Origin of the sequence: Micromonospora antibiotica, from assembly GCF_017599305.1 — a bacterium.
GTDB lineage: Bacteria > Actinomycetota > Actinomycetes > Mycobacteriales > Micromonosporaceae > Micromonospora > Micromonospora antibiotica.
The window spans coordinates 1-18,723 of record NZ_JAGFWR010000045.1 but is presented as its reverse complement, the minus strand read 5'-3'; the positions used below and the strand labels follow the sequence as shown (position 1 = coordinate 18,723).

Annotated in this window: 13 protein-coding genes, 1 rRNA gene and 1 pseudogene; 8 read left to right on the top strand and 7 right to left on the bottom strand. The window is 72.6% G+C overall.

The features are described from left to right. A 5S ribosomal RNA gene (gene rrf, locus JQN83_RS32345) occupies positions 1 to 112 on the top strand; the annotation flags it as partial. A gap of 180 nt (positions 113 to 292) precedes the next feature. On the opposite strand, the gene JQN83_RS32340 is transcribed toward rrf, so the two are convergent. Next, the gene (locus JQN83_RS32340; protein ID WP_208570950.1) at positions 293 to 976 is read right to left on the bottom strand and encodes a hypothetical protein; all 684 of its coding nucleotides are present in this window, start codon (positions 974 to 976) and stop codon (positions 293 to 295) included. Positions 977 to 1,046: 70 nt separating this feature from the next. Here JQN83_RS32340 and JQN83_RS32335 point away from each other — a divergent pair, with 70 nt between their 5' ends. The 3 genes from JQN83_RS32335 (at position 1,047) to JQN83_RS32325 (ending at position 5,526) form a co-directional block, all read left to right on the top strand. Beyond that, positions 1,047 to 3,665 (top strand): valine--tRNA ligase, encoded by a 2,619-nt coding sequence (locus JQN83_RS32335; RefSeq protein ID WP_208570949.1) that lies wholly within the window; start codon positions 1,047 to 1,049, stop codon positions 3,663 to 3,665. Between the two features lie 92 nt (positions 3,666 to 3,757). Continuing rightward, positions 3,758 to 5,029: a bifunctional folylpolyglutamate synthase/dihydrofolate synthase gene (locus JQN83_RS32330; RefSeq protein WP_244253659.1), complete on the top strand. Its 1,272-nt coding sequence runs from the start codon at positions 3,758 to 3,760 to the stop codon at positions 5,027 to 5,029. Next, the gene (locus tag JQN83_RS32325) at positions 5,026 to 5,526 is read left to right on the top strand and encodes a DUF4233 domain-containing protein (RefSeq protein WP_208570947.1); all 501 of its coding nucleotides are present in this window, start codon (positions 5,026 to 5,028) and stop codon (positions 5,524 to 5,526) included. Before JQN83_RS32330 ends, JQN83_RS32325 begins: the two co-directional genes overlap by 4 nt. 6 nt (positions 5,527 to 5,532) lie before the next feature. On the opposite strand, the gene JQN83_RS32320 is transcribed toward JQN83_RS32325, so the two are convergent. Continuing rightward, positions 5,533 to 6,900, bottom strand: coding sequence for a VOC family protein (locus JQN83_RS32320; RefSeq protein ID WP_208570946.1), 1,368 nt, complete (start codon positions 6,898 to 6,900; stop codon positions 5,533 to 5,535). A 141-nt stretch (positions 6,901 to 7,041) separates the two neighbouring features. Here JQN83_RS32320 and ndk point away from each other — a divergent pair, with 141 nt between their 5' ends. Then, complete coding sequence (ndk, locus tag JQN83_RS32315; protein WP_208570945.1) at positions 7,042 to 7,467, top strand: nucleoside-diphosphate kinase; 426 nt, start codon at positions 7,042 to 7,044, stop codon at positions 7,465 to 7,467. Positions 7,468 to 7,578: 111 nt separating this feature from the next. Here ndk and JQN83_RS32310 read toward each other — a convergent pair whose 3' ends face one another. Then, positions 7,579 to 10,041, bottom strand: a complete 2,463-nt coding sequence (locus JQN83_RS32310; RefSeq protein ID WP_208570944.1) for a glycogen debranching N-terminal domain-containing protein — start codon at positions 10,039 to 10,041, stop codon at positions 7,579 to 7,581. Positions 10,042 to 10,162: 121 nt separating this feature from the next. Between JQN83_RS32310 and JQN83_RS32305 the strand changes: the two genes are divergently transcribed. Then, on the top strand, positions 10,163 to 10,948 hold the full coding sequence (locus JQN83_RS32305; protein ID WP_208570943.1) for an alpha/beta fold hydrolase: 786 nt from the start codon (positions 10,163 to 10,165) through the stop codon (positions 10,946 to 10,948). A 92-nt stretch (positions 10,949 to 11,040) separates the two neighbouring features. Here the strand turns inward: JQN83_RS32305 and JQN83_RS32300 are convergent, their stop codons facing one another. From JQN83_RS32300 to JQN83_RS32290, 3 genes are read right to left on the bottom strand one after another with little or no spacing between them, the layout of a single operon-like run. Further along, a complete protein-coding gene (locus JQN83_RS32300) occupies positions 11,041 to 11,829 on the bottom strand; it encodes an ABC transporter permease (RefSeq protein WP_208570942.1) in 789 nt (262 codons plus the stop codon). Between the two features lie 48 nt (positions 11,830 to 11,877). Next, positions 11,878 to 12,648 (bottom strand): ABC transporter permease, encoded by a 771-nt coding sequence (locus tag JQN83_RS32295; RefSeq protein WP_307800015.1) that lies wholly within the window; start codon positions 12,646 to 12,648, stop codon positions 11,878 to 11,880. Further along, positions 12,645 to 13,655, bottom strand: a complete 1,011-nt coding sequence (locus tag JQN83_RS32290) for an ABC transporter ATP-binding protein (protein WP_208570941.1) — start codon at positions 13,653 to 13,655, stop codon at positions 12,645 to 12,647. The genes JQN83_RS32295 and JQN83_RS32290 overlap by 4 nt, the downstream gene beginning before the upstream one ends. Before the next feature lie 319 nt (positions 13,656 to 13,974). On the opposite strand from JQN83_RS32290, the gene ileS reads away from it, so the two are divergent. Both ileS and JQN83_RS32280 read left to right on the top strand, forming a co-directional pair. Continuing rightward, positions 13,975 to 17,121 carry an isoleucine--tRNA ligase gene (ileS, locus tag JQN83_RS32285; RefSeq protein WP_208570940.1) on the top strand — a complete coding sequence of 1,049 codons (3,147 nt, stop codon included), beginning with the start codon at positions 13,975 to 13,977 and terminating at the stop codon, positions 17,119 to 17,121. Positions 17,122 to 17,271: 150 nt separating this feature from the next. Further along, positions 17,272 to 17,964: a lysophospholipid acyltransferase family protein gene (locus JQN83_RS32280; RefSeq protein ID WP_208570939.1), complete on the top strand. Its 693-nt coding sequence runs from the start codon at positions 17,272 to 17,274 to the stop codon at positions 17,962 to 17,964. 64 nt (positions 17,965 to 18,028) lie between these two features. Here JQN83_RS32280 and JQN83_RS32275 read toward each other — a convergent pair. Next, positions 18,029 to 18,723, bottom strand: a pseudogene (locus JQN83_RS32275) (hypothetical protein); the annotation flags it as partial.

Below are 18,723 nucleotides of genomic sequence, written 5' to 3'. Positions count from 1 at the left end.
CGGTCATGGCGGAGGGGAAACGCCCGGTTACATTCCGAACCCGGAAGCTAAGCCCTCCAGCGCCGATGGTACTGCACTCGGGAGGGTGTGGGAGAGTAGGACACCGCCGGACAACCTTTCAGTTGAGGCCGACCCTTCGGGGTCGGCCTCAACTGTTTTCACGCCCCGAACACGCCAAGCCACACCATCAAACAGCGGGCATCAGATATGAGGTGCCGGGCGTGGGGTGTCGCCGTTTACCCGGGGACTGACACATTGCGGTATCCCAACCGGTCGGATACCGCTACCTGTGTCAGCCTCGGGTCTGGATGGCGTCGCGGAGTTGGCGGAACAGGCCGGCCGACTCGTCGACCGGGCGATTGGCGAACATGCCCATCGCCACACTGCCGTGGTCCGCCCACCCGCAGATCGCGAAGTCCCCACCGTCGCCACTGGTACGACCGCACTTCATCACGCCGCCGTACTTTCCGGCGGGCACCTCACGGACGTCGGTGACCCGGCCGGTCTCGTCGGCCATCAGCCGGAAGAGGCTGTCCAGGTCACGTTCCGGCTGCCAGAGCAGGGTGGTGCCGCCGAAGAACAGCACCGCCCGCTTCTCGTCGGCCGGGTCGCGGTAGACCGTACCGATGCTGCGGTCCAGGTCGATGTCGGCGGCGAATCCGCTGCGCAGGTAGTCGGCGGTGCTGCGGGCCCGGTCCGAGTCGTCGCGGGTCAGACCCGCCACCTGGTCGGGGGTGCCGAGACGGGCATCCTTCTCCCGGGCGATCCGCCAGCCGGCGGTGCCCAACGCGGCGGCACCGGCCAGGCCGACGACCAGGGCGACGGTCAGCGCGATCCGCCGGCGGCGGGACACCCGGCCCAGCGCGCGGGGGCTCTGCTCCGGGTCGTGGTTGCTCAACCGGATCGGCTCGTCGGTCAGCTCGACCGGTTCGGGACCCTCGATGAGCTGACGCTCGGTGAGATGTGCGTCGGACATGTTCGCCACCGTACGCGAATGACCGGTGGCGCACGTCGGGTCCGCCGAAGCGCTCCGTAGACTTTCGCAGGTGACCGAGAGACTGGATGCCCGACGCCCCGACGCCCCGACCCTTGCCGGCCAGTACCAGCCCGGCGAGGTAGAGCAGCGACGGTACGAGCAGTGGGTAGCCGCCGGCCACTTCCGGGCGTCGGCGCAGAGCGACAAGCCCCCCTTCACCATCGTCATCCCGCCACCGAACGTCACCGGCGTGCTGCACATGGGCCACGCCCTGGACCACACCGTCCAGGATTCCCTGGTGCGTCGCAAGCGGATGCAGGGGTACGAGGCGCTCTGGCTGCCCGGCATGGACCACGCCGGCATCGCCACCCAGAACGTGGTGGAGCGGCAACTCGCCGGCCAGGGGCTGTCCCGGCACGACCTGGGCCGGGAACAGTTCGTCGAGCGGGTCTGGCAGTGGAAGGCCGAGTCCGGGGGGGCGATCCTCGGCCAGATGCGCCGGCTCGGCGACTCGGTCGACTGGGACCGTGAGCGTTTCACCATGGACGAGGGCCTGTCCCGGGCCGTGCAGACCATGTTCAAGAAGCTCTACGACGACGGGCTGATCTACCGGGCCAACCGGATCATCAACTGGTGCCCGCGCTGCCTGACCGCGCTGTCCGACATCGAGGTGGAGCACACCGACGACGAGGGTGAGCTGGTCTCGATCCGGTACAGCGACGAGGTGGTGGTCGCCACCACCCGGGCCGAGACGATGCTCGGCGACACCGCCGTGGCCGTGCACCCCGACGACGAGCGCTACCGGCACCTGATCGGCACCACGGTGGAGGTGCCGTTGACCGGCCGGCACATCCCGATCGTCGCCGACGAGCACGTCGACCCGGCGTTCGGCACCGGCATGGTCAAGGTGACCCCGGCGCACGACCCCAACGACTTCGAGATCGGCCAGCGGCACGACCTGCCCGCCCTGACGATCATGGACGAGCGGGGCGTCATCACCGCCCCCGGCCCGTTCCAGGGCCTGGACCGCTACGAGGCCCGCCCGGCGATCGTCGCCGCGCTGCGCGAGCAGGGCCGGGTCGTGGCCGAGAAGCGGCCGTACGTGCACGCGGTGGGGCACTGCTCCCGGTGTCGTACCACCGTCGAGCCCCGGCTGTCGTTGCAGTGGTTCGTCAACACCGCCCCGCTGGCCAAGGCGGCCGGCGACGCGGTACGCGACGGGCGGGTGAAGATCGAGCCGGCCGAGCTGGCCAAGCGCTACTTCGCCTGGGTCGACAACATGCACGACTGGTGCATCTCCCGGCAGCTCTGGTGGGGCCACCGCATCCCGGTCTGGTACGGCCCGGCCGGCGAGATCGTCTGCGTCGGCCCCGACGACACGCCCCCCACCGGCGAGGGCTGGCGGCAGGACGAGGACGTCCTGGACACCTGGTTCTCCAGCGGCCTGTGGCCGTTCTCCACCCTCGGCTGGCCGGAGCGCACCCCGGACCTGGCGAAGTTCTACCCGACGAACGTGCTGGTCACCGGCTACGACATCCTCTTCTTCTGGGTCGCCCGGATGATGATGTTCGGCCTGTACGCGATGGACGGCCGGCAGCCGTTCGACACGGTCGCCCTGCACGGCATGGTCCGCGACCAGCACGGCAAGAAGATGTCGAAGTCGTTCGGCAACGTGGTCGACCCGCTGGACTGGGTCGACCGGTACGGGGCGGACGCGACCCGCTTCACCCTGGCCCGGGGGGCGAACCCCGGCGGGGACGTGCCGGTCAGCGAGGAGTGGTGCCAGGGCTCCCGCAACTTCTGCAACAAGCTGTGGAACGCCACCCGGTTCGCGCTGCTCAACGGGGCGCACACCAGCGGTCCGCTGCCGGCCGTCGATCAGCTCTCCACCGTCGACCGGTGGATCCTGTCCCGGCTGGCGCACGTCACCGCCGAGGTCGACGAGCAGTTCGAGGCGTACGAGTTCGCGAAGGTGTGCGACCTGCTCTACCACTTCGCCTGGGACGACGTCTGCGACTGGTACGTGGAGCTGGGCAAGCCGGTGCTCGCCGAGGGTGGGCCGGCCGCCGACACCACCCGCCGGGTGCTCGGGCACGTGCTGGACCAGCTGCTGCGGCTGCTGCACCCGGTGATCCCGTTCGTCACCGAGGAGTTGTGGACGGCGCTGACCGGGGGCGAGACGGTCATGACGGCGGCCTGGCCGACCGCCGACCGTACGCTGATGGACGACGCCGCGGAGCGCGAGGTCGGCACCGTCCAGCGGGTGGTGACCGAGATCCGGCGGTTCCGGTCCGACCAGGGGCTGCGGCCGACCCAGCGGGTGGCCGCCCGGCTGGACGGGCTCGGCGGGGCGGGGATCGCCGCGCACGAGCCGCTGATCCGTTCGCTGGCCCGGCTGGACGCCCCGGCCGACGACTTCCAGGCCAGCGCCACCCTCGCCATGCCCGGTGAGGTCAGCGTGGCGCTGGACACCCGGGGGTCGATCGACGTGGCCGCCGAGCGGGCCCGGCTCACCAAGGACCGTGCGGCGGCCGAGAAGGAGGTCGCGCAGGCCCGCGCGAAGCTCGACAACCCGGCGTTCGTCGGGAAGGCCCCCGAGCCGGTGGTCGCGAAGATCCGCGACCGGCTGGCGGTGGCCGAGGCCGACCTGATCCGCATCGACGCCGCTCTGGAGGCGCTTTCCTCGTGACCGACCGCACCGATCAGACCAGCCGGCCCGGGGCCGGGCGCGGCGAGTTCGCCGCCGTCGACGCCGAGCTGGCCGCGCGCGGGTTCACCCGGATGCATTTCGAGCTGGACCGCATCGAGATGCTGCTCGACCTGCTGGGCAGCCCGCAGCGGGCGTACCCGTCGATCCACCTCACCGGGACCAACGGCAAGACGTCCACGGCCCGGATGATCGACTCGTTGCTGCGGGCCTTCGGCCTGCACACCGGCCGCTACACCAGCCCACACCTGGAGACGGTCCGGGAACGGATCAGCCTGGACGGGGAACCGGTCGACGAGGAGCGCTTCGTCGCCACGTACCGCGAGGTGAAGCCGCTGGCCGACCTGGTCGACCAGCGGTCGGCCGAGCCGCTCACCTACTTCGACCTGACCACCGCGTTGGCCTTCGCCACGTTCGCCGACGCGCCGGTCGACGTGGCGGTGGTGGAGGTGGGGCTGGGCGGCGCCGAGGACGCCACCAACGTGCTCCAGGCCGGGGTGGCGGTGCTCACCCCGATCGGGCTCGACCACACCGAGTGGCTGGGCGACACGCTGGAGGACATCGCCCTGCACAAGGCCGGCATCATCCACTCCGGCGCGACGGTCATCGCCGCCGCGCAGGAGGAGGAGGCGGCCCGGCCCATCCTGGAACGGTGCGCCGAGGTCGGTGCCACGGTCGCCCGGGAGGGCGCGGAGTTCGGGGTGCTGCGCCGGGCGGTCGCCGTCGGCGGCCAGGTGCTGACCATCCAGGGCCTCGGCGGGGTGTACGACGAGGTGTTCCTCCCGCTGCACGGGGCGCACCAGGCGCAGAACGCGGCGGTGGCGCTGGCCGCCGTCGAGGCGTTCCTCGGGGCCGGGGCGAAGCGGCAGCTGGACATCGAGGCCGTCCGGGAGGGTTTCGCCGCGACCAGTTCCCCGGGCCGGCTGGAGAAGGTGCGCAACGCCCCGACGGTGCTGCTGGACGGGGCGCACAACCCGCACGGGATGGCCGCCACGGTCACCGCGCTGCAGGAGGAGTTCGCGTTCAGCAAGCTGGTCGGGGTGCTCGCCGTGCTCGGCGACAAGGATGCCGCCGGGCTGCTGGAGCTGCTGGAACCGGTGCTCGACTCGCTCGTCGTGACCCGCAACAGCTCGCCCCGGGCGATGCCCGCCGAGGAGTTGGCCGAGCTGGCCACGGAGGTCTTCGGCCCGGACCGGGTGCAGGTGGCCGACGAGATGCCGGACGCCATCGAGGCGGCCGTCGCCGAGGCCGAGTACGACGTCCCCGGCGAGTTGTCCGGGGTGGGGGTGCTGGTCACCGGTTCGGTGGTGACGGTGGCCGACGCCCGACGGCTGCTCAAGCGATGACCGGGCCGACCCCGGACCGCCCGGGTCCGGTCAGCCCCGCCGACCGCCCGGACCCGACCCACGCCGCCCCGTCCGGGAGCGCCGGACCGTCGAAGGACGCCGGACCGGCCGGGAGCGCCGGGCCAGCGCAGGAGGCCGGATCGGCGGGGGCGACCGGGCGGCGTTCCGGGCTGCGCAACCCCGAGGCGGCGGTACGGGGCCTCGGGGCCGGGACGCTCGGCCTGGAGGCGTTGGTCCTGCTGCTGGCGATCCAGCCGATCCGGGTGGTCGGCGGGCACTTCGGTGGGGCGGCGATCGCGGCCACCGTGGCGCTGGCCGTCGCGGCGGTGCTGCTGGCCGGCCTGATGCGCCGCCGGTGGGCCTGGTCGGCGGGCACCGTGCTCCAAGGGCTGCTGCTGCTCGCCGGCCTGCTGCACTGGTCGCTGTTCGGGCTCGGGGTCATCTTCGCCCTGGTGTGGGCGTACGCGTTGCACGTGCGCCGGGTCATCCTCGGCTGACCGGGGTCAGGCGTCGGCGCGTTCCCGCCACTGGGTCAGCGCGATGCCGTGCCCGTCGGGGTCGCGGAACGCCGCTGCCCACACCTCCACCCGGGAGCCACGGTTGACCACCCGGGGGGCGTAGGTGAACCGCAGGCCGGAGTCCTTGAGCCGCCGGTAGGCCGCTTCGATGTCGTCGACCTCCAGGTTGACGTGGACCAGCCGACGGCTCATCGGGGCCGCCCCGGTCACCTCACGCAACACCAGGCGGGTCGCCCCGGAGGCGAGGACGGCGTTGCCGGAGCCCCGGTCGAACTCCTCGAACCCGAGCACGTCGCGGTAGAACTCCAACGACCGGGACAGGTCGGTGACCAGCAGGGTCAACCCGACGCCACTGATCGGGGCGGCCAGTTCCTCGGGCTCGGCGGGTGCGGCCGTCGGGTCGTACCCGAAGATCGCCTCGTCGAGTTCCGGGTCGAGCCGCCCCTCGGTGGCGGCGGGGGCGTCCAGCGGCACGTCGACCGGGTCGAGGATCGGCTCGTCGAACCGCTCCTCGGCGGGCGGGCGGGGGGCGGGGGCGGCCGTCGCCGTGGCCCGCCGGGGCAGTGGGCCCGTCGTCGACTGTTCGACCACGGTGCCCTCCAGCACCACCGGGCGGCCGGGCCGCTGGTGCACCACCACCGGCTCCCGCTCGTCGGTGAGCACCTCGACGTCGTCGCGCAGCGGCTCGGTCCGGGCCGGCTCCTGGTGGGGCGACGTCGACCGCGGCGGGTCGTCCGGCGACGCGTCGTCGGGCAGGGGGCCGACGGACGGGGGGTCGCGCAGGTCGTCACGGAACTCGTCGCGGAAGTCGTCGTCGGCCGTACGGCCGGCCCACGGTGGGGCCTCCTGCTGGATCAGCAGGTCGTCGAGCGGCTCGGCCCCGGCGTACTCCGGGGGGAGGTCGGCCATGGTCATGGTCGACTCGGTGTGGGTCGGCACCTCGTCCCAGAGGACCCGGACGTGCCGCTGGTCGTCCAGGGCCACCCGGATCGGCAGGGTCTGCCCCAACGACGGCCACTTCGCCACCGGCACCCGGGGCTCGATGATCTTCTTGGACCGGGGCGGCATACCCGGGGCGTCGATCACCAGCTGGAGTTCGCACCGGCCGAAGGCGTACTGGGTCGGTGGTTCGGAGGCGCTGTGCACGTGGCCGACGCCGACCACCCAGGTGCGTCCGCCCCCGCGCACGGTGCCCAGGGCCACGGCGAGCACCACCAGGGCCACGCCCAGCGCGACGATGGCCCAGCTGGTCATGCCCAGCCCGAACAGGACGACGAAGGTGGCCACGGTGCCGAGCACCGCGGCGATCAGCTTGCGTACCGGCGCGATGGTGCGGTTCCCGCCATTCGCCACAGTGGACCTCCCAGGGGTCAGAGCCAGGCTAGGCCCGACGGCGACCGAGGGAAAGAGCAGCCGCCGCGCCGGTACCGCAACCGGGTCGCTAGGCTGACCGTACCCAGCCGAACCGCCTTGTGCGCACAGGAGGAACCCAGCGTGTCCAGCAGCAGCGCGGATGAGCGCACCCTCGTACTGATCAAGCCCGACGCGGTGCGCCGTGGCCTGGTCGGCGAGATCATCTCCCGCTTCGAGCGCAAGGGCCTGCGGATCGACGCGCTGGAGACCCGGACCCTGGACGGCGGATTCGCCGACCAGCACTACGCCGAGCACGTGGACAAGCCGTTCTACCCGCCGCTGAAGACGTTCATGACCAGCGGTCCGCTGGTGTCGCTGGTGCTCTCCGGTGACCAGGTGATCGAGGTGGTCCGCGCGATGATCGGCAGCACCGACGGTCGCAAGGCCGCCGCCGGCACGATCCGGGGTGACCTGTCGCTGTCCAACCGGGAGAACCTCGTGCACGCCTCGGACTCCACCGACAGCGCCAAGCGCGAGATCGCCCTGTGGTTCCCCACCCTCGGCTGATCCTGCGCTGACGGTGGGTCACCCGTAGGGTTGCCCGGCCACCCCCGGCGGGCAGAACGGGCCGTGGGCCGGGGACGGCAGCTCCGGGTGGGCCCACCGCCCCACCCCGCGCTAGGGCGTGGGGCGGTCGCGGAACGGGCGGCCCCGGCCGAGGGCGTCGGCGTAGCCCCAGCGGCCCCTGATGTCGAGCAGTTCGATCTGGCCCAGCTCCTCCGGCATCGCGGCGTCGACGGCGAGATGGTCCTCGTACGGTTCGAGCCCGAGCAGCGTGCGCAGCAGCAACAGGGGCGCCCCGGCCGAGGGGGCGTACGGGCTGTCGGTGAAGCCGTGCGGGACGGGAACGTGGGTGGTGGCCCGGTCGTAGCCGGTGAGGTAGGCCGGCAGTCGACCCTGGAAGTGCCGGGCGGCGTCGAGCAGCCCGGTGGCGATCCGGGCGGCCTCGGCCCGGAACCCGGCCCGGCGCAGCCCCCAGGCGATCAGCGAGTTCTCCCAGGGCCAGACCGCGCCGGTGTGGTGGCCGAGCGGGTTGTAGTCGGCTGCCGTGCTGGCCAGGGTGCGGATGCCCCAACCGGAGTAGAGCGCCGGGGAGAACAGGTGCGCCACCATCTGCTCGGCTCGGTGGGCCGCGACGATGCCGGTGCAGAGCAGCTGCCCCATGTTGGAGGTGAGCGAGTCCAGCGGGGTGCCGTCGAGTTGCACCGCCACCGCGTAGTGGCCACGCTCGGGTAGCCAGAAGTCCCGGTCGAACCGCTCCCGCAGCCGGGCGGCGTCGCGTTCCCGCTGGTCGGCCCAGCCCGGGTCGCCCCAGAAGCGGCGGGCCATCCGGGCGGCCCGGCGGCGGGCCTCGTAGGCGTACCCCTGGATCTCGCAGATCGCCAGGGGGTAGGTGGGTGGGCGGCCGTCGTGGAAGCAGATCGCGTCGGCGGAGTTGCGCCAGCTCTCGTTCTGCGGACCGGTACGGGTCGGGCGGCGGGTGGACCAGACGTAGCCGCTGCCGGTCGGGTCCGCGTCGGAGTCGAGCCACCCGATGGCGGCCCGGACCTCGAACTCGAACCGGCGGACCAGTTCCGCGTCGCCGGTCCAGCGTTCGTACTCGTCGAGCAGGATGACGAAGGCGGCGGTGGTGTCGACCGCGCTGAAGCTGGCGGCCTCCGGGGTGTCGTTGAACGCGCCGGAGTCGCCGTACCGGCTCTCCTGGACGATCTTGCCGGGTTGTTCGCCCCGGAACGGGTCCTGCCGCACACCCTGGCTCAGCGCCAGGATGCGCAGCGTGTTGACGGCCCGTTCGGGCATGAAGGGCAGCGCCTGGAAGCTGCTGATCAGGCTCTCCCGGCCGAGTAGCGCCATCGACCAGGGCAGCCCGGTGGCGGGCAGCGCGGTCTGGAAGTTCAGCCCCGGGTAGTGCAGCGCGGCGAGGTCCCGGATGCCGTACTCGTACGCCTGCTGCAACGGTTTGTGGTCGGCGCGCAGCCGGGGCACCCCGGCGGTGCGGGCGGCGATGTCCCGGCCCCGCTGGTGTTCGCTGCGGCCGACCGAGCTGGTCAGTCGTTCCCGCAGGTCGCGGCGGTGCAGGTCGCGCAGGAGGGCCAGCACCCGTAGCCGGGTGGACCAGGTGCCGTGCGGCGCGACGGTGATCGTCCAGGTCAGGCCGTGGTCGTCGAGCTCGGCCGGCGTGCTGGAGGTGATCACGGTCTCCCGGTGCAGGCTGCCCCGCCGGTAGTGCAGCCGCAGCGCGTCGTCGGCGATGGTCGCCGTCACCGGCCGGGCCCGGCGGAAGCCGTCGCGGACCTCCAGCACCTCGGTGAAGTCCGCGCCCGCGTCGAGCCGGACGACGTACCGCACCGGTTCCGGTGCGTAGTTGAACAGCACGATCTCCTCTTCGAACTCCGGGCCCACCCAGCGGTGGCGCAGCACGGAAGTGGTGGCGTTGACGTAGTGGGTGGGTTCCCCGGGGACCAGCCCGAACTTGGCCTCGTAGGTGGCGACGTCGTCGACGGAGAGCACCGAGAGGGTCTCCGCGTTGACCGTCAGCCGCCAGGTCGACAGGAACCGGGTGTCGAAGGAGAACAACCCGAGCGGGGTGTTCGGGGCGCTGAGCACGTCACCGTTGCGGGCGCTGATCATGAAGATGTTGCCGGCGAAGACGCTGCTGACCTCGTGCAGCCCGATGAGGCTCGGGGTGGTGTGCCGGACCAGTTCGGCGGCCGGCCCCGTGCCGGTGCTGTCGGCGTCGACCGGCAGCAGCCGCCGGAAGGTGAACAGCAGCGCCAGGTCGCCGGCGACCGAGACGTCACCGCGCAGCAGCATCGCCACCAGGTTGTCCCGGCCGGCCAGCAACCGGGTGAACGCCTCCGGCCGGACCTCCACCGTGCAGTCGGGGTCGTCCCCGTGCCGGGTCACCCGGGTGTGCCCGTCGTCGAGCCGGACGAACCAGGCGGCGGTCCCGCCGTCCTCGGCGACGATCTCGAAGCGGAGCAGCCCGGTGGGGGCGGCGGGCAACCGTCCCCGGCCGTTCGCGGCCAGGTCGGCGAAGAACTCCTCGATCCGCCCGTCCACCGCCCGCTCCCGTCCCACGCCGGCACACCGGCGAAAAGGTCCAGGTGTGCCAAAAGGAACAATACGCCGCGTCGGATGCGGCCGGGCGCGCTTAAGTGGAAGAACGCCACTACGCTGCGCAAACTCCGGGGAGGACTCGATGACGGACAGGCATACGGCCGCCGGGATGCGGTACCGGACGTACGGGCACGGCGGGCGCGGCACCTTCCTGCTGGTGCACGGCTGGTGCTGCGACCACGACTTCATGACGCCCCTGGCCCGGCACCTGGCCGACCGGCAGGCCCGGGTGATCGCCGTCGACATGCCCGGCCACGGGGCCAGTCCACCCCCGACCGACGGTTACGGTGTCCCCGAGCTGGCCGGCCACCTGCGGGCCTTCGCCCACGCCCTCGACCTGCGCCGGGTCTTCGTGATCGGGCACAGCCTGGGCGGCGTCTGGTCGCTGGTGGCCGCCGCCGGTGACCGGGACCGGTTCACCGGGCTGGGGCTGCTCGACTCGGCGGTGGCCGGGCCACCCGGGGCCGCCGCCGCGATCGCCCAGGTGGCGGCCTCGCTGCGGGACGACACCTCCGGCGCGGTCCGGGAGTCGATCGTCAGGTCGTACTTCCCGCCGTACTCCGACCCGCGTCTGGTGGAGCGGGTGGTGGCGGCCACGGCCCGACCCTCGACCGAGGTCGCGTACGCGCCGATCGCCGGACTGGCCGACTGGATCGCCACCGACGGGGACGTGGCAGCCCTGCACCGGTGGGACCGCCCGCTGCTCTTCGTGGGCAGCAACGCCCCGTTCACCGACTACGCCCGGCTGGCCCAGCTCGCGCCGCAGGCGTTCATCGGGCAGACGGTGGGCTCCGGACACTTCGTCCAGCTCCAGGTGCCGGCCCAGGTCGACGCGATGCTCGACCGCTACCTGGAGGTCACCGGCTGAGCACGGCCCGGGCCGGCGGGGGTGGCGGTCGCGCCCGCCCTGCCGACCGCCCGCGCGGTGGGGCCGGCCCGGGCGGGTGGCCGGCCCGGGGCTCAGAGGGTGTCGAGCGAGGCGCGACGACGGGACTCCGCCTCGAACACCCGCAGCAGCCCGGCCGCCAGCACGGCGTAGCCGACCCCGACGGCCAGCTCCGCACCGATCGCCGGCAGGACGTCACCCAGCGGGACGCCGCCGGCCAGCCGTCGGGCCGCGTCGGCGGCATGGGTGATCGGCAGCACCGCACCGACCGCGCGGATGCCCGCCGGCAGGTCGTCGGCCGGCACGTTCACCCCGGTGAACAGCAGCAGCAACGCCACCGCCACGTTGGAGATCAGGAAGACGTCCCGGAAACGCAAGCCCAACGCCCCCAGGGTCAGCCCGAAGAAACCACAGGCCAGCGAGGCCGTCGCCAGGGCCAGCAGCAGACCGGGCAGGGCGGTGGGCGGGATCCGCAGGCCGAGCAGGAGCGCGGCCACGGTGAGCGTGCTCGCCGCGATCAGCAGGCCGTTGCCGGCGTACGGCAGCACCCGGCCGAGGAAGATGGCGGTGCGGCTGCGCGGGGAGAGCAGCACGTGCCCGAGGGTGCCGAAGCGCCGCTCGTTGGCCACCGCCATGGTGCCGCCGAAGACACAGGCCAGTGCGGCGGTGAGCACCGCGTTGCCGACGATGTAGAACCGGTCGTCGGCGACCCCGAACTCGCGCCCCAGGTAGGCGAAGAAGAAGAGCTGGAACAGCGGGCCCACCAGCAGGGTGCCCACGAAGATCGACGGGGTGGTCCAGTTGAACAGGGCCCGGTAGGCGATCACCCCACCGACGCCGACGAGCCGGAACAGCGCGCTCACCGGGGACCTCCGTCGGCCGGTCGGGACGGGACTGGCACCGGTGCCTCCTCAGGCCAGGGCCAGGGTCGCGGTGACCCGGGCCCGGCGCTCGACGTACGTCATCAACACCCAGCCGGCGGCCAGGCAGGCCAGGCTGATCGCCAGGCAGACGGCCAGCGCCGGCCAGACCGGCCCGCCGGACGCGGCCTCGTGCACGGCGCGGGCGCCCCAGGTGGTCGGGAGCACCGCGGCGACCGGCCCGGTCCAGCCGGGCAGCGCGGTGACCGGCACGAGCATTCCGGAGACCAGCCAGATCGGGTACTCCAGCATGTTGGCCAGCGCGTTGGCGTGCCGCAGCAGCACGAAGCTGGACGCCAGCAGCAGCCCGAACATGCCCAGCCCGGCGATGCAACCGGCCACCGCCACCGGGAAGGCCACCGGGTGGGCGAAGTCGAGCGGGATGCCGTAAAGCAACCGGCCCCAGGCCAGCGTGGCGAGCATCGCGTACGTGCCGGTGATGCCGGTGGCCAGGGTGACCGGCAGCAGCACCAGCGCGGGCGACCGGGGCGCCAGCATGATCATTTCCAGGGTGCCCTGCCAGCGCTGGTTCTGGATCGCCCCGCCGGAGCCGAACAGCACCGTCGACCAGACCCCCATCAGCCCCGCGCCGACCGCCGCCTCCAGCAGCCGGTCCGGCTCACCGCCGGCCCTGAACAGGTAGACCGCCAGGGTCGCCTGCACCACCGGGACGAACAACGCGATGGCGATCTCGAACGGGGAGCGGCTGAGCTGCTTGACGTGCAGCAGCGCACCGACCGCGATCATCCGCAGGGTGCTCACGCCGGCACCGGCCCGGCCACCGGCGTCGGCTCCGCCGCCCGGTTGACGATCGCCACGTACGCGTCCTCCAGGGTGGGCTGCCGGGCGGTCACCCGGCCCAGCCGTACCCCGTCCAGCTCCCGCAGCACGTCGGCCTGCACGTCCACCCCCGCGTCGGACTGCACCCCGAGGACCTGCGCCGCCCCGTGCACCGCCAGGCTCACCTCGCGTACGCCCGGCCGGGCCCGGATGGCGGCCAGCTGCCCGTCGGTCACCCCGTACGCCTGCACCTCCAGCACCCGCCGGCCGTCGGCGTGGTGGCGCAGCTCGGCGGGGGTGCCCAGGGCCTGGATCCGGCCGCCCGCGATCACCGCGATCCGACCGCACAACTCGTCGGCCTCGGCCATGTAGTGCGTGGTCAGCAGCACGGTGGTGCCGGTGGCGGCCAGGTCGGCGACGGTCTGCCGCAGCTCCCGGGCGGCCACCGGGTCGACCCCGATCGACGGCTCGTCGAGGAACAGCACCCGGGGCCGGTGCAGCAGCCCCCGGGCGATGTGCAGCCGCTGGCGCATCCCCCGGGAGTAGCCCTCGACCCGGTCGTCCTCCCGGCCGGTCAACCGGACCAGCTCGAACAGTTCGGCGATCCGACGCTTCTGCTCCCGGCCCGGTACGCCGTACAGCTCGGCGAAGTAGCGCAGGTTGTCCCGGGCGGAGAGCCGGTCGTAGAGCCCCCGGTCGCCACCGAAGACGTACCCGATGCGGCGGCGCACCTCCCGGGTCTGCCGGACCACGTCGAAGCCACAGATCCGGGCCTCGCCGCCGGTCGGGATGAGCAGGGTGTTGAGCAGCTTGATGGTGGTGGTCTTGCCGGCGCCGTTCGGGCCGAGCAGGCCGAACAGTTCACCGTGGCCCACCGTGAGGTCGACCCCGGCGACGGCGTGCACCTCCCGACGCTGCGGTCGAAGCCATCCGGTCCGGCTGCGGTAGCTGCGGTGCAGCCCCACCGCCTCGATCGCGTGCTCACCCATGGCCGCGAATCTATGGGTCGGGCCGGCGACCCGCACACCCATTACTCGGCGGCGGCGACCCGGACAGGTCGAGTATCCTTACCGGCACAGGCGACGACCCGGCCATCACCGGTGAGCCTCCGGAAGAAAGGGCCCGACGGGCCCGACTAGAACCGGACGGGGCGGCCCGTCACAGCCGGCCAACGAGCGGGCGGTCGATCCTGACCGTCAAGCGGGGTGGTACCGCGGGCCCGGCCCGGGGCGTCGACCACGGCGTACCTGACCAGGCTCGTCCTCGCAGACCACGACTGAGTGAGCTGCCAGAGGAGAGCGACCCCCGATGGGCTATCCGCTGCACGACCCGACCGCCGCCGGCGTCCCGGCGAGCCCGGACCTGCCCGCGGTCGAACGCCGCGTCCTGGAGCACTGGACCGCCGACCACACCTTCGAGGCGTCGGTGACGGCCCGGCCGGCCGGCGACGACGGCAAGAACGAGTACGTCTTCTACGACGGCCCACCGTTCGCCAACGGCCTGCCGCACTACGGCCACCTGTTCACCGGGTACGTCAAGGACGTGGTGCCGCGCTACCAGACGATGCGCGGCCGGCACGTCGAGCGGCGCTTCGGCTGGGACTGCCACGGCCTGCCCGCCGAGGTGGTGGCCGAGAAGCAGCTCGGCATCACCAGCAAGGCGGAGATCCTCGACCTCGGGGTGGCCCGGTTCAACGACGCGTGCCGCTCCTCGGTGCTGGAGTTCACCCAGGACTGGGAGCGGTACATCAACCGGCAGGCCCGCTGGGTCGACTTCACCAACGACTACAAGACCCTCGACCTGGACTACATGGAAAGCGTCATGTGGGCCTTCCGGACCCTGCACGACAAGGGCCTGATCTACGAGGGCTTCCGGGTGCTGGCGTACTGCTGGCGGTGCGAGACGCCGCTGTCGAACACCGAGACCCGGATGGACGACGTCTACCGCGACCGGCACGACCCGACGCTGACCGTGTGGTTCGGGCTGACCCCTGACGAGCGGGCCCCGGAGCTGGTGCGCGGGCCGGTGAAGCTGGGCGTCTGGACCACCACCCCGTGGACCCTGCCGTCGAACCTCGCGCTGGCCGTCGGCCCCGACATCCGGTACGCGGTGCTCGACCGCGACGGGGAACGGTTCGTGGTCGGGGAGTCCCGGCTCGGGGCGTACGCCAAGGAGCTGGAGGGGTACGAGCAGGTCGGCTGGGTGACCGGCAAGGCTCTGGTCGGACGGCGATACACCCCGCTCTACGACTTCCTCGTCGAGCAGGCGGGGGAGCACGCCTACCAGGTGCTCGGGGCGGAGTTCGTCACCACCGAGGACGGCACCGGGATCGTGCACCTCGCCCCGGCGTTCGGCGAGGACGACCAGAACGTCTGCAACGCCGCCGGCATCCCCACCGTCGTCACCGTCGACGACCACACCCGGTTCACCGCGCTGGTCCCGCCCTACCAGGGCGAGCAGGTCTTCGACGTCAACAAGCCGGTGATCCGGGAGCTGAAGGAGCGGGGGGTGGTGCTGCGGCAGGACACCTACACCCACTCGTACCCGCACTGCTGGCGCTGCGACACCCCGCTGGTCTACAAGGCGGTGTCGTCGTGGTTCGTCGCGGTGACGCAGTTCCGGGACCGGATGGTGGAGCTGAACCAGCAGATCAACTGGACGCCCGGCCACATCAAGGACGGCTCGTTCGGCAAGTGGCTGGCCAACGCCCGGGACTGGTCGATCAGCCGCAACCGGTTCTGGGGCTCGCCGATCCCGGTGTGGAAGTCCGACGACCCGACCTACCCCCGGGTCGACGTCTACGGTTCGCTGGCCGACATCGAACGGGACTTCGGGGTACGCCTGACCGACCTGCACCGGCCGGCCGTCGACGACCTGACCCGACCCAACCCGGACGACCCGACCGGGCGCTCGACGATGCGCCGGGTGCCGGAGGTGCTGGACTGCTGGTTCGAGTCCGGCTCGATGCCGTTCGCCCAGGTGCACTACCCGTTCGAGAACGCGGACTGGTTCGAGCACCACTACCCGGGCGACTTCATCGTCGAGTACATCGGGCAGACCCGGGGCTGGTTCTACACCATGCACGTGCTGGCCACCGCGCTGTTCGACAGGCCGGCGTTCCGCAACTGCCTCAGCCACGGCATCCTGCTCGGCTCGGACGGGCGCAAGATGTCCAAGAGCCTGCGCAACTACCCGGACGTCTACCACGTCTTCGACGCGTACGGCTCGGACGCGATGCGCTGGATGCTGATGTCCTCGCCGGTGCTGCGCGGCGGGGACATGGCGGTCACCGAACCGGCGATCCGCGACGCCGTCCGGCAGGTGCTGCTGCCGCTGTGGAACGTCTGGTACTTCTTCTCGCTCTACGCCAACGCCGCCGGGCACACCGCCCGGCGCCGGACCGACTCGACGCACCTGCTCGACCGGTACGTGCTGGCCAAGACCCGGGAACTGGTCGAGACGACCGGCGCGCAGATGGACGCGTACGACATCTCCGGGGCGTGCGGCACCGTCCGGTCCTACCTCGACGCGCTGACCAACTGGTATGTGCGGCGATCCCGGGACCGGTTCTGGTCGGGTGACGCCGACGCGTTCGACACCCTGTGGACCGTGCTGGAGACGCTCTGCCGGGTGGTGGCGCCGCTGGCCCCGCTGACCGCCGAGGAGATCTGGCGCGGGCTGACCGGCGAGCGGTCGGTGCACCTGACCGACTGGCCGTCGGCGCAGGACCTGCCCGCCGACCACGACCTGGTCGCGGCGATGGACGCCACCCGGGACGTCTGCTCGGCGGCGCTGTCGCTGCGCAAGGCCAAGGGGCTGCGGGTCCGGCTGCCGCTGCCGAAGCTGACCGTGGCCTCCCCGGTCGCCGACCAGCTCCGGCCGTTCGCCGACCTGGTCGCCGACGAGGTCAACGTCAAGGAGGTGGCGTTCTCGGCGGAGGTCGCCAGCTACTGCCAGCAGGTGCTGACGGTGGTGCCCCGGGCGCTCGGCCCCCGCGTCGGCAAGCAGGTGCAGCAGGTGATCAGGGCGGTCAAGGCGGGGGAGTGGGAGCTGCACGACGGCGCCCCCGTCGCCGCCGGGGTCACCCTCGCCGAGGGTGAGTACGAGCTGCGCCTGGTCGCCGCCGACGCCGAGCACTCCGCGCCGCTGCCCGGTGGTGAGGGCGTGGTGGTGCTCGACACCGAGGTCACTCCGGAGTTGGCCGCCGAGGGGCTGGCCCGGGACGTGGTCCGGGTGGTGCAGCAGGCCCGCCGGGACGCCGACCTGGACATCTCCGACCGGATCGTGGTGTCGGTGTCGGCCTCCGAGCAGGTGCGGGCGGCGGTGTCGGCGTACACCGGGTTCGTGGCCCGGGAGGTGCTCGCCGACACGGTGGACTTCGCCGACGGCCTGGCCGGTTTCACCGGTGAGGTCGGCGACGGCGAGCGGGTGACGGTGACCGTCCGCCCGGTGTGAGGTCGTCGGTGGGTCCCGGCCCGACGGGCCGGGACCCCACCGACCACCCGCGCCATCCAGCAGGCGGACGCGCGTGCACCCGTTGGGTCGCGGGGGCGTCCGTCCGCTACCGTGACACCGCCTGTTCACCGTACGACCGCCGGAGGACCCGTGCCGCTGCTCTACACCATCGGCAAGCTCACCGTGGGACCCGCGATGCGGCTGGCCTTCCGCCCGGCCGTCGAGGGACTGGAGCACATTCCGGCGAGCGGTGGCGCGATCTTCGCGGGCAACCACCTCTCCGTCGCCGACGAGCTGCTGCTCGGCACCGTAGTCCCCCGGCACCTCGCCTTCTGGGCCAAGTCGGAGTACTTCACCGGCACCGGCCCGAAGGGCGCGCTGTCCAAGTTCGTGCTCACCGGCCTGGGGGCCATCCCGGTCGAGCGGGCCGGTGGCCGGGCCGCGCTGTCCGCGTTCGACGCGGCCATCCCCGCGCTGCGCGGCGGTGACCTGGTCGCCGTCTATCCCGAGGGGACCCGGTCGCCCGACGGCCGGCTCTACCGGGGACGGACCGGCACCGCCCGGCTGGCCGTGGCGGCCGGGGTGCCGGTGATCCCGGTCGGGGTGACCGGCACCGACAAGGTCCAGCCGATCGGCACCCGCATCCCCCGCCCCGGCAAGGCGAAGATCGTCATCCGGTTCGGCAAGCCGCTGGACTTCACCGGCCGCGCCGACGACCGCACCTCGTTGCGGGAGATGACCGACGAGCTGATGGCCGAGATCCAGAAACTCACCGGTCAGGAGTACGTCCCCCGCTACGCCCCCCGCCGGGCCGAGCCCACCCCGGGCGAGACCCCGGCCTGACCGCCCCGGTCTGCAAGGGTTCTGCGCACCCGACCCGAGCTGACCTCGCCGGGCCGGCGCGTGCTCAGCCCTGCTTGGGGGTGACGATCTGGGCGCGCATGGTGGCGAGCAGCCGGGCGCTGTCGTCCACCGAGAGCCGGGTGAAGACCCCGGTGGCGCTGCTGCCGTAGTCCACCGACGTGCAGACCACCACGGCGGTGCCGCTGGAGGAACCGGTCGCGCAGCGCTCGTACCGGCCCCGGACGCCGCTGTCCACCGGTTGGGGCGTACCCAGCGTGAACGTGTCGGTCAGCCGCACCATCGTGTCGTCCGCCTCGGACTCCGGCCGGAACCGGAAACCGGTGTCGCCGAAGACGGTCACCCGCTTGCCGTCGGAGGTGCTGTACACCCCGGCGTAGACGTCCTCGGCCAGCAGGTTCGCCTTGCGTACCTCGGTCTTGAGCTTCTCGACCTCGCGGCCCGAATCCTCACGCAGGGTCAGGTCGGCCACCTGGGTCGGCAGGGCGGCGTCGGCCGGGTACTGCTGCCAGGCCGGTCTACCGAACCAGGCGGGGCAGCCACAGCAGCAGGCCAGGCTGAGCAGCAGCACCCAGGGCCAGCGCCGACGCTTGCGACGGACGTACCCCTTGGGAGGTCGGCCCGGGTTCGGCGGTGGGGCGGCCGGTTCCGGGCGGACCCGCCGCTGCTTCGGCGGCCGGGGTGGCGCGGGCGGCGGCGCAGGTGGCAGCGCCGGGCGGGCCGGCGGCGGGGACGCCGGCC